The organism is Streptomyces sp. NPDC000075 (assembly GCF_040301925.1).
GTDB lineage: Bacteria > Actinomycetota > Actinomycetes > Streptomycetales > Streptomycetaceae > Streptomyces > Streptomyces polychromogenes.
The window spans coordinates 1-14,211 of sequence record NZ_JBEPFL010000037.1 but is presented as its reverse complement, the minus strand read 5'-3'; the positions used below and the strand labels follow the sequence as shown (position 1 = coordinate 14,211).

Genomic DNA, 14,211 nt, shown 5'->3' with positions numbered 1-14,211 from the left:
GTCCTACGCGGGAGCGGACGCCGCCGGCAGGCCGGCCAGGGCGGCCCGGGCATCGTCCTCCCAGAGGGGCGAGTCCCAGGCGGCGGCCACCCGTACGGCTTCGTGGAAGTGGCGCCGGGCGTCGTCCGGGCAGCCCAGGAACCGGGCGAGTTCGCCCAGGGTCTGGGCGACGGGCCGGAAGACGAGGCTGAGGCTGCTCGCCCCTCCCGCCAGCCCCGCCAGGGGCAGCAGGTCCGCGTAGACCTCGGCGGCCGCCTCGCGGTCCCCGAAGGCGATGGCGGCCGCGCCGCGCAGCCCGGCGAGGATGGAGTAGGCGAAGTCGGGCAGCAGCGGGGCGCGCCGGGCGAAGACCGCGCGGGCTTCGCCGGGGCGGTCCGCGGCGAGCAGGGCGAGTGCGGTGAGGGCCTCGTTGTGCGGCTGGTACTGCTCCCACACCGCGAGGAGCACGGGCAGGACCTCGGCGAGGCGGCCCTGCCGCAGCCGGATGCACCCGACGGCGAGGCCCGCCAGGCCGCTGAGGTCCACCGCTCCCCGGGCCCGCAGTTCCGCCACCGCCGCGCCCAGTTCCCGTTCCGCCTCGTCGAAGCGGCCCTGTGCCATGGCGAGCATGGGGCGGCGCAGCCGGGCCACCGCGAACGCGCCCTGGAGCTCGTAGGTGCGGGCGATGCCGTCGGCGCGCGCGAGGCAGCGCTCCATGTGCTCCGGGTCGTTGCGGGCGGCGGCGACGCGGGCGGCGGTGTAGGCGCTCATCCAGGAGTACTCGGGACTGTCCTGGGAGGCCGCCACCTCGGTGAGTTCCTCCTGGAGCGGGAGGTAGGCGCCGGGGTCGAGTTCGCAGTCGAGCCGGCGCAGCAGGGAGGTGAGCGTCAGCCCCCGCAGGCGCGGCTCGCCCAGGGCCCGGGCGGCCTCCACGGCCTGGTACGCGACGGTCAGGGCGCGCGGATCGGTGTCGTCGAGCGCGTCGGCGAGCTGGTCGAGGAGCAGGCACCGCTGCCGGCCGGCCAGGTCCCGGGTCTCCAGCAGCCTGCCGAGTTCCTCGACGGCCTCGGGGTCGGAGTCCGCGTAGGCGCGGACGCGCCAGGGGGTCGGTTCGGTCCAGGTCGTGTAGGCCGCGGTCAGCAGATCGGCGCGTCCTTCGGCGCGGGCGACCCGTACGGCCTGCCGCTGCGCCTCGCGGGCGGGCACCACGGCGCCCATCCGGATCCGGCAGTCGACCAGCTGGCCGAGGAGCAGGACGCGCAGCAGGGGGGTGTCCTGGCCGGCGAAGGCGGCCGGGTGGTCGGTCAGCAGGCGCAGGGCCTCGCCGAGGAGGGTCTCGGCGTTCTGCGGTGCGTAGCGGCGTACGGCCTGCTCGCCCGCGAGCCGGGCGTGGTGGACGGCGGGCCCGGCGTCGGCGGTGACGACCGCGGACGCCCGCAGGAGGTGGTGGGCGGTGGCGGCGACGTCGTCGGAGCCGAGGGCGATCAGGCTCCGGCCGAGGCGGGAGTGCATACGGGCCAGCCGCAGGCGGGTGAGGTCGGCTTCCAGTGCGTCCCGTACGAGGGCGTGGCTGAAGCGGACCGTGCCCGGCCGCGGTTCGGTGAGCAGTCCCGCGGTGATGCCCGCGTCCAGGGCGTCGAGCAGCTGATCGGCGTCGTGGTCGGCGGCGTGGACCAGGAGGGCGACCGGGGCCTCGCGTCCGGCGACGGCGGCCAGGCGCAGCCCGGCCGTGACGGTCGGCGTGAGCAGGGCCAGCCGTCGGCGCAGCACGTCCTGGACCCCCTGCGGGATGCTGGCCAGCGCCTTCTCCTCGCCCTCGCCGGCCAGCAGGAGCGAACTCTCGCGCAGGTAGAAGGGGTTGCCGCCGGCCCGTTCGGCCAGGGCCGCCGCGGCCCGGTCGCTCATCCCGCTCGCCGTGCGCCGCAGCAGCCGCCTGGCCTCGGTGTCCGACAGTCCGGCGAGTGCCAGGCGTAGGGGCGGGTGGGCGGCGAGGCGGGCCAGTGCCGCGGTCAGGTCGCCCTCGCCGGTGCGGTACGAGCCGACCAGGAGCAGCGGTACGTCACGCAGGTGTTCGGCGCAGAGCAGGAACAGCTCGACGCTCTCCTGGTCGCCCCGGTGCAGGTCGTCCAGGAAGACGGCCAGCGGCTGCCGCAGTGCCGTCTCGCGGAGCCAGCCGAGCAGCGCCTTGTGGAGCCGGAAGCGGCGGGCGGGGCTGCCGTCGGGCTGCGCGGGGCCGGTCTCGGTGCCGGGGGCCAGGAGGGGGGCGAGCTCCTCGGCGTACGGGCCGGGCGGGGCGGCCTGTGCGAGGGCCGGCAGCATGTCGAACCAGGCCCGGCCGGGCGGGGCGCCCTCGGTCTCCGGGCACTGTCCGAAGGCGGAAAGCCAGCCCTGTGCGGGCAGTTGCCGGAGGGTGGCCTCCAGGAGGCTCGATTTGCCGATTCCGGCTTCTCCGGAGACCAGGACCACCTGCGCCCGGCCGGCGCGTGCCCGGTCGGCGGCGTCGGCGATGCGGGCGAGTTCCTCGTCGCGGCCCAGGAGACGGTCGGCGGCGAGCACCGTCGGGGTGGCGGTCGTCGCGTACGGGGCGAGTGCGGCGGCCGGTGTGCCGTGCCCGGCGGCGGGGGGCGGCGTGGCGGCCGCCGCCGGCACGGCGGGGGGCGCCGTCTGCGGCTGGGTGGGGGGTACGGCGGGGGCGGCGGGGGCGGCCGGTGCGCCGGGTACGCGGGGTACGCCCGGTGCGGCGGGTACGCCCGGTGCGGCAGGGGCGGCGGGTACGTCCGGCGCGGTGGGTGCACCGGATGCGGCGGGCGCTGCGGGGGCGCCGGTTTCGCGGTGGAGGAGGTCGAACCGCTGGTGGAGCAGGGCCTGTTCCAGCTCCAGCAGGGCGGGGCCGGGTTCGACGCCCAGGTCCTCGCCGAGGATGCGCCGGGCCTGCCGCAGTGCGGCCAGTGCGTCGCCCTGCCGGTCGCGGGCCCACAGCGCCAGGGCCAGCAGCCGCCAGCCCTCCTCGTGGAGCGGCTGCTCCCTCGTCAGCGCCGTCGCGTCCGCGAGCGCCTGCGCGGTCTGTCCGCAGCGCAGCTGGGCCGCCGCGAGCCGTTCGCGTGCGCTGCGGCGCGTCTCCTCCAGCCGGGCGCGCTCCCCGGCGGTCCACGGCTCGTCCGCGAACTCGGCGTACGGCTGCCCGCCCCAGGCGGCGAGTGCCCGGGTCAGGCCGTCGGCGGCCAGGTGGGCGGGCAGACCCGCCACCGAACCGGCGGCCACCTGGTCCTCGAACACCCAGGCGTCCACCGCGCTCCGCTCCACGGCGAGGGAGTAGCCGTAGGGTGCGCTGACCAGGATCCGCGCCGGGGTGCGGGGCGCCCGTTCCGGTTCGAGGGCTCGCCGCAGGCGTGCGACGTAGGCGTGGAGCGACGCCTGCGCGCTCGGCGGGACGCGCGTGGGCCACAGCCGCTCGATGATGCGCTCCGTGGGAACGACCGACCCACGGGCGACCAGCAGCTGGACCAGGACCATCCGTGCGAGCCGGCCCCGGGTGTCGACCGGACGGCCGTCGACCTCGGCCCGGAAGGGGCCGAGCACCTTCATTGTGATCATGACAAGAACATCCTAGACGGGCCCCTGGTCAGTGGTGCGGGGAGCGCAGCACGGCCGGCAGTCGTGCGCGCCCGTCCTGTGCGGGGAGCGCGGGGCGGACCGAGGGGTGCGGGGGCCGGGTGAGGGCGGTGACGAGGCGGTTCAGGAGGGTGCGCACGCCCGCTCCTTCCGGGCAGGACGGCGGTTGGTCACCCTCGGCTCCCGTCCGTCCGCTGTCCCGGCTCCGCGAGGGCGCGGAACCGGTCCCACTGCACCTTGGGGCGGCGCAGGCCCCGGCGCCGGAGGTAGCGGTCGGTGGACCGCTTCGTCTGCCGCAGGACCCGCAGGGCGTCGCTCGCACGGCCCGAGCCCATGGGCTCGATGACGGTGGAGGGCGTCAGGAGCCATCCCTCGTCGGTATGGCGCAGGTCGCCGCGCACGAGCGCGTTGTACATGTGGTTGAGCAGTGCGTCGTGCCGGTGGACCAGCAGGCTGGCCGGTCCCGGTTCGACGGCGCAGTCCGCCGGCACCTCGACCAGATAGCCCGACCGCGTCGGCCTGGGGCGGGTGCGGGCCAGGACCGGCGCCCCCGAGGCATCGCGTGCGGCGAGCACCGCCGAGGGCAGGCGCCCCAGCTGTTCGGCTCCGGGCAGTGGCGGGTTGCCGGCGGCGGTCGGCAGGTCATGGTCCAGCAGCTCCTCCAGGGGCAGCCGCACCGTGACCTGTTCCGGTTCGACGGTGATGAGGAGGCGCAGGTAGTACCAGGACATCATCGGCCGCAGGGGCAGCCGGAGGTACGCGCGGCTGTGCGGCTGCCGCTCGAAGAGCATGCGCCAGTACTCCTCGGCGCCCCGTGGGCCCGTCATGACCGTGTCGGGGCAGACGGCGCGGCCGCTGACGAAGATCTGCGGGGCGTGTGCGAGACCGCTGCCCGTCGGGTCGGAGAAGAGCAGGGCCACCCGGCCGTCACGCCGGACGTTGAACGCCTTCTGCGCGAAGGCGAGGGAGGTGGTCAGCAGCAGGGTTCCGTCCTCGCGGCGTGCGACGGCCGTCGGCCAGGCCAGCGGCGTCCCGTCCTTCGCCAGGGTGACGAACTCGCAGGTGCGGTAGGCCTCCAGGACGCCGCGCGGTGCGGAGTCCAGCGGCGTCGTGCCGCTCGGTCCGGCGCGGTGCTCACCGGCCGGGGCGAGGGGGCGGACGTCCTGCGTCTCGTGGGTGCGGGGGACCTCGGGGCGACTGCTGGGGGACATGCTCGTGTGCTCCAGGATCGGATGCCGACAGCGGATACGACACCGTGCCCGTCCCCTCTTGGTGGGCACTTGGCGCTGACTTGCCGCCACGCCCCGGTCCCGGGTGTGTGCGGATCAGCGGGCGATGGAGATCGCGAAGGGTGTGAATCCACTGGCCCGGATCACGTGCGGTACGAACAGGATCGCGGCCTCCGTGGCGCGGGCGGACCGGATCCCGCCGAGATCGGTGATCCACTCGCTGCGCCAGCCGAGGCTGACGAGGAGTTCACGGACGGTCTCCTTGGCCTGCGGGTCGTCGCCGGAGAGGTAGGCGTCTGGCGCCTGGGTGAGGATGGCCGGCGCGGTCATCACCGGGAAGAGCATGGTGTTGAGCGTCTTGACGACGCGGGTGTCGGGGAGCGCTTCCTGGAGTTGCTCGGCAAGGCTCGAACCGGGGTAGAGGAGGTCGGCGGGCAGTCCGTCCGGTCCGTCGACGGTGGCGTTGGAGACGTCGACGAGGATCTTGTCGCGCAGCTCCCCGCGCAGGGCGGCGAGCCGGTCCAGCGAGCCGGCGCCCGGGGTGGCGTTGATGACGATCCGGGCTGTGCGGGCGGCATGGGCGGCGGCGCCCGGCGCGCGGTCCGCCACGGTCACCTCATGCCCTGCCCGGGTGAGGGCCGTGGCCAGACTGCCGCCCACGCGGCCGTTTCCGAGAACTGCGATCCTGGTCATGATGATCTGGTCCTTCCGTGCGTACGGGGGGTGTGGTGCGCGGTCAGCGGGAGAGCGTGGCGACGGCCTCGGCGTGGACGCCGGGCGCGGCGGCCAGGAGGCTCTCGCTCCGCGGGGTCCAGGGGCGGCCCTCGGCGTCGGAGATGCGTCCGCCGGCCTCGGTGACGAGCAGCGCCCCGGGCAGGAGGTCCGCGCGGGCGCCGGCGAACTGCCAGAAGGCGTCGATCCGGCCGGCGGCCACGTTCAGCAGGTGCAGTGTGGCGGGTACGGCGGTGCGGACGACGAGCGCGTCGAAGAGCATCGCGGTGATCGAGGCGCCGACGCGCCGTACGACCTGCTCGTCCTCGTCCGGCCGGGCCTGGCTGGTGGCCACGATGCTCAGGCCGAGGTCCGCGGTCCGGGAGACGTGCAGCGGACGGCCGTCGAGGTGGGCGCCCGCGCCGGTGAGCGCGGTGTAGGTCTCGCCGGTCAACGGGAGGTGGACCGCCGTGAGCACCGGCCGGTTGTCGCGCACGAGGGTGGCGGTCACCGCCCACTCCGGCAGGGCGTGCAGGTGGTTGACGTTGCCTTCGGCCGGATCCACGACCCACCATTCGCCGGGCGGCAGCTCCCCGCCGTCCAGCTCGTCCTCCACCCAGCCGGCGGCCGGGCGCAGTGCCGTGAGGCGGGGGCGCAGGACGGCGAGGGCCGCGTCGTCGTTGGCGGCGAGCGCACGCATCAGCTCTTCGCGGGTCTCGTGGCGGACCACCTCGCCGAAGCGCTCGCGCAGCGCGGAACCGGCCGCGCGCACGGCGCTCACGGTCTGGGCGAGCACGTCGGCGTCGGAGGCGGCGACGTCAGTGGCCTGAGACGTTTCGGGCATGGCGGTACTCCCGTGTGAGAAGGGGTGGTTGAGGCGGGCCGGACCGGGCTGGGCGTTCCGTGCCGCGCTCTGGTATCGAAGGTATCCAGGCCCTTGATTGACTTCAAATGCATGTCAAGCACGCCTAGGATTACTCGGATGCAATTGGATCTGAATCTGCTCGCCGCGCTCGACGCGCTGCTGGAGGAGGGCAGCGTGGCCGGGGCGGCCGCCCGCCTGCACGTCACCGCCCCCGCGATGAGCCGGAGTCTGGGCCGGATCCGGCGCACGACCGGGGACCAGATCCTGGTGCGCACCGGGCGCACGATGACCCCGACGCCGTACGCGGTCGCCGTCCGGCAGCAGGTACACGAGCTGCTGCACCAGGTGCGGGGGGTGCTGGCGCCGAGCCGTGAACTCGATCTGGCGACGCTGGAGCGCACCTTCACACTCCGCTGGCACGATTCCCTGGTCGCCCTGAGCGGTGCCCCGCTGCTCTCGGCCGTACGGGAGCAGGCGCCGGGCGTGCGCTTGCGGTTCGTCGCCGAATCGAGCGTCGACACCCCCGGGTTGCGGCGCGGCGAGGTCGACCTGGAGGCGAACGCCAACCGGCCGAGCGCACCGGACATCCGCGCCGAGGAGGTGGGCCGGACCCGCCTCGTCATCGTCGTGAGGCAGGGGCACCCGCTCACCCGCGCCGGAACCGTCACCGCACGGCAGTACGCCTCCGCCGAACACGTCACCGTCTCGCGACGCGGAAACCTCACCAACGCCCTGGACGAGGCCCTCGCGCCGCACGGCCTCACCCGCCGCGCGGTGGCGAGCGTGCCCACCGAAGCGGCCGCGCTGGAGTTCGTGCGCGGCTCCGATCTCCTGGTCAGCGTCCCCGAAGCCACCGCACGGCAGGCGGTCGCCGACCTCGGCCTGGCCGTACTCCCCCTCCCGCCCGAACTGCCGTCGGCGTCGGCGCCGGTGTACCTGTCATGGCATCAGCGTTACGACACCGACCACGCCCACGCCTGGCTGCGCGGACTGGCGCGGACCGCGCTGGCCCTGGACGGGGCGGCGCCGTAGCGGGCGCCACGGCGCCCGCGGCCGGCGGGTCCGTGCCGATGAGGGCGGGTGCGGTCAGTCCCGGGCGTACGTCCCCGTGAGTTCGGCGCCGATCCGGGCCAGCCACTGCCGTACCTCCGGGGGCTCCAGCACTTCGACCCGTGAGCCCAGCCCGGCCAGGCGTCCTGCCAGGGCCTGCGCGGCCGGGCCTTCGACCCACACCTCGGTCCATCCGTCGGGCAACGGCCCGCCGACGCGCACGCGGCCGCCGAGGAGCCGGTGCAGCAGGGCCAGCGCGTCGGGGTGGACGCGGGCGCGGGCGGTCACCGCGCTCATACCGTCCTGGAAGGCCCCGGACAGGGCCCGCCACTCCGTGGCGAGGTCGAAGTCGGGCGGCCGTACCACCGGTTCACCGGTCGGCTCGACGGAGGTGACCCGGCTGAGACGGAAGGTGCGCAGGCCCTTGTCCGTGCCGGCGACGAGGTAGTCCACTCCCGCCTTGGCCACGAGCCCGAGGGGGTCGACCGTCCGCTCGCCGGCCGGTTTGCGGGCACCCGCGTAGCCGAGGCGGACCCGGATCCCGTCGATGACGGCGGCCTGGAGTGCGGAGCGGTGGGCGGCGTCGGCGGTGACGGCGTTGCGGGACCAGTCGGTCGTGTCGACGACCCCTGCGCGGGTCGCGGCCTGGGCCTGCTCCCGCAGGGGCGGCGGCAGGGCGCGGACCAGCTTGCGCAGGGTCGTGCGCAGCTCGGGGGTGGCGGACAGGGGGCCGGTGAGGAGGAACAGCGCCCGGATCTCCTCGGCGGTGAGCCCGGTGAGGTTCGTACGGGCTCCTCCGACGAGGGACCAGCCGCCGCCGCGGCCGCGCTGCGAGTAGACGGGTATGCCGGATGCGGCCAGGGCCTCCAGGTCCCGGCGCGCCGTGCGCTCGGACACCTCCAGTTCGGCGGCCACTTCGGGGACGGTGACGCGGCCGCGTTCTTGGAGGAAGAGCAGGGTCGCCACCAACCGGTCGGCTCTCACGTGTCCCGCTCCTCCTCGGCCTGGGCCGGCGTCCTCGTCATCGCATCTCATTCTCTTCGGAAAACTGGCCAGAAGGTGGCCACTTCTGCTTCCAGGATGAACGCATGAACAAGATCGAGCAGTTCACCGAGACCCCCTCCGGCTCCACCGACACCGCCGCCTCCCCTGCCCCTGCCCCTACCCCTGCCCCCGCCCCCGTCGATCCGCGGGCCGACCTCGCCGCCGCCATCGAGCTGGCGGGCCGCACGCTGGCCGCCGTCCGGCCCGAGCAGTACGACGCCCCGACCCCGTGCGAGGAGTTCGACGTGCGGCGGCTGTCGAGCCACCTCGTCGGCGTCGTCCGCCGGATCTCGGTGATCGGACGCGGCGAGGACCCGTTCAGCGTCCCGTCCTTCGCCGACGAGGTCGCCGACGGCGGATGGGCGGCGGCCTGGGAGCCGGGCGCCCGCGAGGTCGCGGAGGTGTGGGCGGACCCGGACATCCTCGGCCGGCAGCTGCGCCTGCCCATGGGTGTCCTGCCGGGCGCGGCGGCCGCCGCCATCTACACGCACGAGGTCACGGTGCACACCTGGGACCTGGCGAAGGCGACGGGGCAGGAACCGGAATGGGACCCGGCCCTGATCGAGCGGGTGATCGGCGTCGTCCGTCGCGCGCTGCCGGCCGAAACCCGCGGCGGCCGGATCCCCTTCGCCGAAGCGGTGGCCGTGGACCCCGGAGCCCGGGCCATCGACCGTCTGGTGGCCTGGGCCGGACGCCGCCCCTGAACTCACGGACCGCCCGCCCCCGCGGCCCGCGCCGCGCGGGGGCGGGGCGGGGCAGCGGGCGGCGTGCCGGCCGGCCGGGCCCGGCTCTTCACGGTGCTGAAGACCGACTTCGACGCTGTCGCGGGTGCCCCAGCGGTTGATCCGGTGGCAGGTGACCATGGCGTAGAGGTACATCGGCCGCAGGACGACCGCGCGCCACAGGGCGGCCGCGGGGGCCAGGGCGAAGAGGAGGACGGTCTGACGTGTGGTCATGTCGGAGCGCCGTACGGTGAACAGGCGCAGGGCCATCAGGTAGCTCATCGCCGTCGCGATGACCAGGCCCCAGAGCAGCAGCGTTCCCAGGTGACCGCGCAGGTCGGGCTGGGACAGGACCGCCACGGGGATGGCGAGGCCCAGCAGGACGTGGACGTACTCGGCCACGGTCGTCCAGAACACGATCCCGGCGGCCGGGAGGTAGCGCAGCCACCACAGGTGGCGCACGGTGGTGCCGCGCATCCAGCGCATCTGCTGGCGCAGGTAGTGGCCGGGCTGTTCCGGGGCGAGGGTGAACACCAGGGAGGACGGCTGGTGGACGGTGTCCCCCGCCAGCAGGCCGTAGAAGGTCAGCATGGAGTCGTCGTTCATCTGCATGGGCCGGCCGCGGAACGTCTCGTTCTCGTATACCCCCGCCGCGCCGCGCACGATGTCCGCCCGGTAGAAGGCGAGGGTGCCGGAGTTGATCGTGACCCTTCCGAGGACGGACTGGGCGCTGCGCAGTCCGCGGGTGAAGGGCAGGTAGAGCAGGTTGATCATCCTGGTCAGGGCGTTGGCGTCGTGGTTGAGGACGAGGACCTGGCCCGCGACGGAGGTGACCTTCGGGTCGGCGAAGGGCACCAGGCCCTCGTCGACGGCGTGGGGGTCGAGTACGGAGTCGCTGTCGAGGGTGACGAAGACGTCGGCGTCGTCGTGGGCGAGGACGGTCATCTGGGCGTGACGTTTGCCGCGGTTGGGCGTGCGGTTCCAGGTCACCTCCGGCATGCCGGGGGTCCGGGTCCGCTCGAAGAGCTCGGCGCGGACGTCGTCGTAGGTGAAGGGGGCTCCCGCGTCGTCGACCGATCCGTCGTCGACGACGCGGATCCGCTGTACGGGGCGGGTCTGGCGGAGCACCGAATCGAGGCAGGCGCGCAGGGCCCGGGGGTCCTCGTTGTAGACGGGGATCTGGACGGTCACGGTGAGCGCGTCGAGGTCTGGGCGGGCGGCGGGGGGTCCGCGGGCGGACGTGGCGGGCGCGCGGCGGGTCCGGGACGGCGGGCGGGGAGGACGTCCGTGCCGCGAGGCCTTCCGGCGTGTGAAGGGTCGGGGTCACTGTTCCACCGGTCCCTTCTCGCGGCGGAACGCCAGGCGTACCAGCAGTGCTCCGGCGATCACGATGGGGACGCTCGCGGCGACGAGCCACAGCTGGCCGGTGGCCAGACCGGTGGCGGCGAGGGTGCCGCCGGGGGCGGTGGCGGATGCGTAGGGCATGGGGGCCTTCCTTCGGATGCGGGGGGATTCCTGGGATCTGGGTGCGGGAGGGCGGACGTCGTCGCGATCGGGGCGGTCGGGCCTCGGCCCGGCGGGGTGGGGCGGGGCGCCGTTCTCGGCGGTGTGGTGGCCGGGTGGGCCGTTCTACGGACGGGGCAGACAGGCGATGGCGCAGAGGTCCCGGGCAGGGCCGACGGGTCGCTGCCCGGCCGGCCACACGGCCCGCAGCCGGCGCCGGATGCGTAGTCCGGACACGGTGACGGCGGTCAGGGTCCCGGACGTCAGGTCGTGCGCGACGGCCAGTGAGCTCATCACCGCCGGGCCCACTCCGCCCATCACCGCGTTCTTGATCGCGGTCGTGGAGGGGAGTTCCAGCAGGGGTGCGGGCTTCCAGCCGGGGGCGTGGGCCCTCATGGCGTGCTCGAACGCGGTACGGGCGCCCGAGCCCTCCTCGCGCTGGAGGAGCTCGGCGGACGCCAGTTCCTCGATCGTGATCGCCGTGCGCCCGGCCCAGGCGTGCCGGGGGGCGACCACGACCAGCAGTTCGTCCTGCGCCACCGTTCTGCCGGCCAGTCCCCTGGGGACCCGGGGCCCCTCGACGAAGCCGACCGGGAACCTGCCTTCGAGGACGGCCGCCGCCACCTGCGCCGAATTGCCCGCGTCGAGCGCCACGGCGATGCCGGGGCTCCGCAGCCGCAGGTCCTTGAGCCAGCGCGGAAAGAGGTACTCCACGACCGTCTGACTGGCGACGACGCTCATCTGCGAGCTGTGCTGGTCGCGCAAGGTCGCGAGGGCGACGTCCATGCGTTGTGCGGCCTCGATCACGTCCCGCGCCAGCGTCGCCACCAGCGTCCCGGCGGGGGTGGGTGTGGAGCCGAGGGCGGAGCGTTGCAGGACGGGCACGCCGACCAGCTGTTCCAGGTAGCGGATCCGGGAGCTGACCGAGGGCTGGCTGATGTGGTGGGCCTGAGCGGCCCGGCCGAGGCTGCCGAGCTCGATGACGCTGAGGAGCAGGTCGAGGGCGGGGAGATCGGGTACTCGGGGCGAGATGCGCATGAAGGGTGCCTCGTCGTCGGTGGGCCGGCCCCGGCAGCCGGGGCGCGGCGGCCGTCGCTTACCGGTGGTGTGGAGCGGCGGCTCCCGCAGAGGCCACATACAGCTAGCCATGACGTATCCGGATAGGTCAAATCCGGATCTAGCGGTCGAATCGGCTCACTGGATATGACGCGTCCGGATGACTACGGTGGCGGGGTGGCGGCTGATCAGCACGATCCGAAGACAACCCGGCCTCAGGGCGGCCTGCGGGAGCTCACCGGCCCGTCCCCGGTGCCGCCGCCCCTGCCGGACCCGGTGGGGGCCGGAGGAACCTGGGTGCGGGAGGAACTCGCCCACGGCACCTTCGAGGCCTGGCACTTCTTCCCTCACGAATCGGCGGGCGCCGCGCCCACCCACGTGTTCATCCAGCCCCTCGCGAGCGGGGATCCCGCCGCTGTCGCACGCGGGGTCACCACGACGGTCCTGCGTGAGATGCGGCCTGCCGAGGCCGCCGACGCCGCACGCCGGCGCCACCCGTCCCGGCACGAGGAGCGGTATCCGCTGGCCGAGCGCGTCGAGGAGCTCCTGCGGACGTCGGCCCGTCCCACCGATGCCTACCTGGCGGCGGTCGCCCTGCGCTACGAACGCCTGGCGGATGCCGGCGACCGCTCCCCCGTGCGCAGCCTGGTGGACATCACCGGTCTGCCGCTCGGCACCGTCAAGTCCCACATCCAGCTCGCCAGGAAGAGAGGCCTGCTGGAATCGGTCGGCGCGAAGGCGGGCGGGCGGGCGACCGACCGGGCGCACGCTCTCGTGGCGGCCGTGAAGTCCGGAAGCGGCGGCTGACCGCTCCAGGATCCGTCCGTACCCTGCCGTAGCTCCAGCAGGCTCGTCCCGCGTCCATCCAGCGCCCTTCCCGACGGCAACCACGTGCGGCCTGGCCGGCCGGTCCGCCCCTTGCTCGTTCCCGCGTCCCCGAACGCCCCGGGGCTCCGGGGCTGCGGGGCTGCGGGGCTGCGGGGCTGCGGGGCTGCGGGGCTGCGGGGCTGCGGGGCTGCGGGGCTGCGGCCAGCATCGCCGCCGCGGCACCCCCTGCCCAGGGGGAACGGACCGATGCGTCCATAGGGCCGTCCTATGCGCGGCGGCCCGACCCGCACGCAGTTGCCCTGGCATGCATCGACCCGGTCTATGGACTCATCGGATCGACCGCCCTACCGCCGGACGCCCTCCCTGCGGAGGGTGAGCTGAAGCGAACCGCACCATGTAGGGACGAAGACGTGAACGTGAAGCACATGACCGTGGCCACCGTGGTCGCGGCGATGGCGCCGGTGGCCCTTGGGGCCACCCCCTCGACCGCGGCCGAGCGGTCCGGCGCCGGGGTGAGCGTGCCGGACCGGGCCCTGGAGGCCGACGCCGGGTTGCCCCGCGAGGGGGACGGGCCGTCAGCGGCGCCGGCACAGCCTGCGGAGGAGGGGACGGAGGGCACCCGGGCCTCCGAGGCCCCGGTCCTGGGGCTGGGCGGCGTGCCGGAGTCGTTCGAGGCGGGCGGAGACTGGGGCGAGTTCTCCGTCACCGTGGACCACTCCGCGGGCAGCGAGGAGGAGCGCTACCACCTCATCCTGGTGGTCGGATCCAACGGGCGGGTGGCAGGGCGGGACATCCGGCTGCAGGCCTTCCTGGAGGGGGCCTGGCACGACCTGCCGTTCAGCCCGGACGACGGCGAACCCGTCGCGTACATCGGACGGAACATGGTGATCCCCGACGAGCGTCCTCACGATCCCCGTCCGCGCGAGATTCAGCGCGCAGGCCCCTCTTACGGACGTCTACTTCACCGTTGGGGGCAGCAGCGCGACGCACGAGGACGTGCAGTCCCCCAGCACCTATGCCCGGTCGGAGATCGTCGCCCCGTCCGAAGGCGGTGAGGCCCCGGGGAACGGCGAAGAGCCCGGCGAGGGCGAGGACCCCGGGCATGGTGAAAACCCCGGGCAAGGTGAACAGCCGGGGAACGACACCGAGCCCGGGAGCGGGGAGGGCCCTGCCCCGGGGGGTGCCCCCGCAGGACAGGGTGACGGCGGGGCCGTCGTCCCCGTGCACACGCCAGGAGGCGAGGGCCGGCTTGCCGAGACCGGAGCCGACGCACGCGGCACCGGCCGGCTGCTCGGTATCGCCGCACTGGTGACGGCCGCCGGGGGCGGGCTGATCGTCGGAACCGGCAGGCACCGGCGGCGAAGCCGACCGGCCGCCTGACGGCCCGCAACGCCACGGCCGGGAGGAGCTCGGGTCAGCGGAACTCGGTGACCCGGTGTTCCTTGCGCGCGCCACAGTTGGAGTCGTACACCTGCACGTGCACGTTGCCGATGCCCCCGCCCCAGTCGACGCAGTGACCCTTGCCGTACACGTAGGCCGGGCCCGCGTACGAGGTGTACCGGCCGAAGTCCTCGCCCCGCTCCGAGGTTCCGGTGACCTCGATCCAGAGAGC

Annotated in this window: 12 protein-coding genes and 2 pseudogenes; 4 read left to right on the top strand and 10 right to left on the bottom strand. The window is 74.5% G+C overall.

The window, feature by feature from the left end; genetic code table 11:
• Positions 1 to 3: 3 nt before the first annotated feature.
• From ABT403_RS31865 to ABT403_RS31845, 5 genes are all read right to left on the bottom strand, one after another.
• Positions 4 to 3,573 carry an ATP-binding protein gene (locus ABT403_RS31865; RefSeq protein ID WP_344153078.1) on the bottom strand — a complete coding sequence of 1,190 codons (3,570 nt, stop codon included), beginning with the start codon at positions 3,571 to 3,573 and terminating at the stop codon, positions 4 to 6.
• A 28-nt stretch (positions 3,574 to 3,601) separates the two neighbouring features.
• Positions 3,602 to 3,730, bottom strand: a complete 129-nt coding sequence (locus tag ABT403_RS31860; protein ID WP_344153075.1) for a hypothetical protein — start codon at positions 3,728 to 3,730, stop codon at positions 3,602 to 3,604.
• Positions 3,731 to 3,761: 31 nt separating this feature from the next.
• Complete coding sequence (locus ABT403_RS31855) at positions 3,762 to 4,802, bottom strand: pyridoxamine 5'-phosphate oxidase family protein (RefSeq protein WP_344153072.1); 1,041 nt, start codon at positions 4,800 to 4,802, stop codon at positions 3,762 to 3,764.
• A 114-nt stretch (positions 4,803 to 4,916) separates the two neighbouring features.
• Complete coding sequence (locus ABT403_RS31850) at positions 4,917 to 5,513, bottom strand: NADPH-dependent F420 reductase (protein ID WP_344153069.1); 597 nt, start codon at positions 5,511 to 5,513, stop codon at positions 4,917 to 4,919.
• A gap of 43 nt (positions 5,514 to 5,556) precedes the next feature.
• The gene (locus tag ABT403_RS31845) at positions 5,557 to 6,375 is read right to left on the bottom strand and encodes an inositol monophosphatase family protein (protein ID WP_344153066.1); all 819 of its coding nucleotides are present in this window, start codon (positions 6,373 to 6,375) and stop codon (positions 5,557 to 5,559) included.
• Between the two features lie 138 nt (positions 6,376 to 6,513).
• Between ABT403_RS31845 and ABT403_RS31840 the strand changes: the two genes are divergently transcribed.
• The gene (locus ABT403_RS31840) at positions 6,514 to 7,428 is read left to right on the top strand and encodes a LysR family transcriptional regulator (RefSeq protein WP_344153063.1); all 915 of its coding nucleotides are present in this window, start codon (positions 6,514 to 6,516) and stop codon (positions 7,426 to 7,428) included.
• A gap of 54 nt (positions 7,429 to 7,482) precedes the next feature.
• Here the strand turns inward: ABT403_RS31840 and ABT403_RS31835 are convergent, their stop codons facing one another.
• Positions 7,483 to 8,430: a helix-turn-helix transcriptional regulator gene (locus tag ABT403_RS31835; RefSeq protein WP_344153060.1), complete on the bottom strand. Its 948-nt coding sequence runs from the start codon at positions 8,428 to 8,430 to the stop codon at positions 7,483 to 7,485.
• Between the two features lie 104 nt (positions 8,431 to 8,534).
• Between ABT403_RS31835 and ABT403_RS31830 the strand changes: the two genes are divergently transcribed.
• Positions 8,535 to 9,194, top strand: coding sequence for a TIGR03086 family metal-binding protein (locus ABT403_RS31830; RefSeq protein ID WP_344153265.1), 660 nt, complete (start codon positions 8,535 to 8,537; stop codon positions 9,192 to 9,194).
• Between the two features lie 354 nt (positions 9,195 to 9,548).
• On the opposite strand, the pseudogene ABT403_RS31825 reads toward ABT403_RS31830, so the two are convergent.
• The 3 genes and pseudogenes from ABT403_RS31825 to ABT403_RS31815 all read right to left on the bottom strand — a co-directional run.
• Positions 9,549 to 10,403, bottom strand: a pseudogene (locus ABT403_RS31825) (glycosyltransferase family 2 protein); the annotation flags it as partial.
• A 132-nt stretch (positions 10,404 to 10,535) separates the two neighbouring features.
• On the bottom strand, positions 10,536 to 10,697 hold the full coding sequence (locus ABT403_RS31820) for a hypothetical protein (protein WP_344153057.1): 162 nt from the start codon (positions 10,695 to 10,697) through the stop codon (positions 10,536 to 10,538).
• Between the two features lie 144 nt (positions 10,698 to 10,841).
• A complete protein-coding gene (locus ABT403_RS31815) occupies positions 10,842 to 11,753 on the bottom strand; it encodes a LysR family transcriptional regulator (protein ID WP_344153054.1) in 912 nt (303 codons plus the stop codon).
• Positions 11,754 to 11,948: 195 nt separating this feature from the next.
• Between ABT403_RS31815 and ABT403_RS31810 the strand changes: the two genes are divergently transcribed.
• Positions 11,949 to 12,578 carry a hypothetical protein gene (locus ABT403_RS31810; RefSeq protein WP_344153051.1) on the top strand — a complete coding sequence of 210 codons (630 nt, stop codon included), beginning with the start codon at positions 11,949 to 11,951 and terminating at the stop codon, positions 12,576 to 12,578.
• 431 nt (positions 12,579 to 13,009) lie between these two features.
• Positions 13,010 to 13,654 carry a hypothetical protein gene (locus ABT403_RS31805; RefSeq protein ID WP_344153048.1) on the top strand — a complete coding sequence of 215 codons (645 nt, stop codon included), beginning with the start codon at positions 13,010 to 13,012 and terminating at the stop codon, positions 13,652 to 13,654.
• A gap of 359 nt (positions 13,655 to 14,013) precedes the next feature.
• Here ABT403_RS31805 and ABT403_RS31800 read toward each other — a convergent pair.
• A pseudogene (locus ABT403_RS31800) lies at positions 14,014 to 14,211 on the bottom strand (spore-associated protein); the annotation flags it as partial.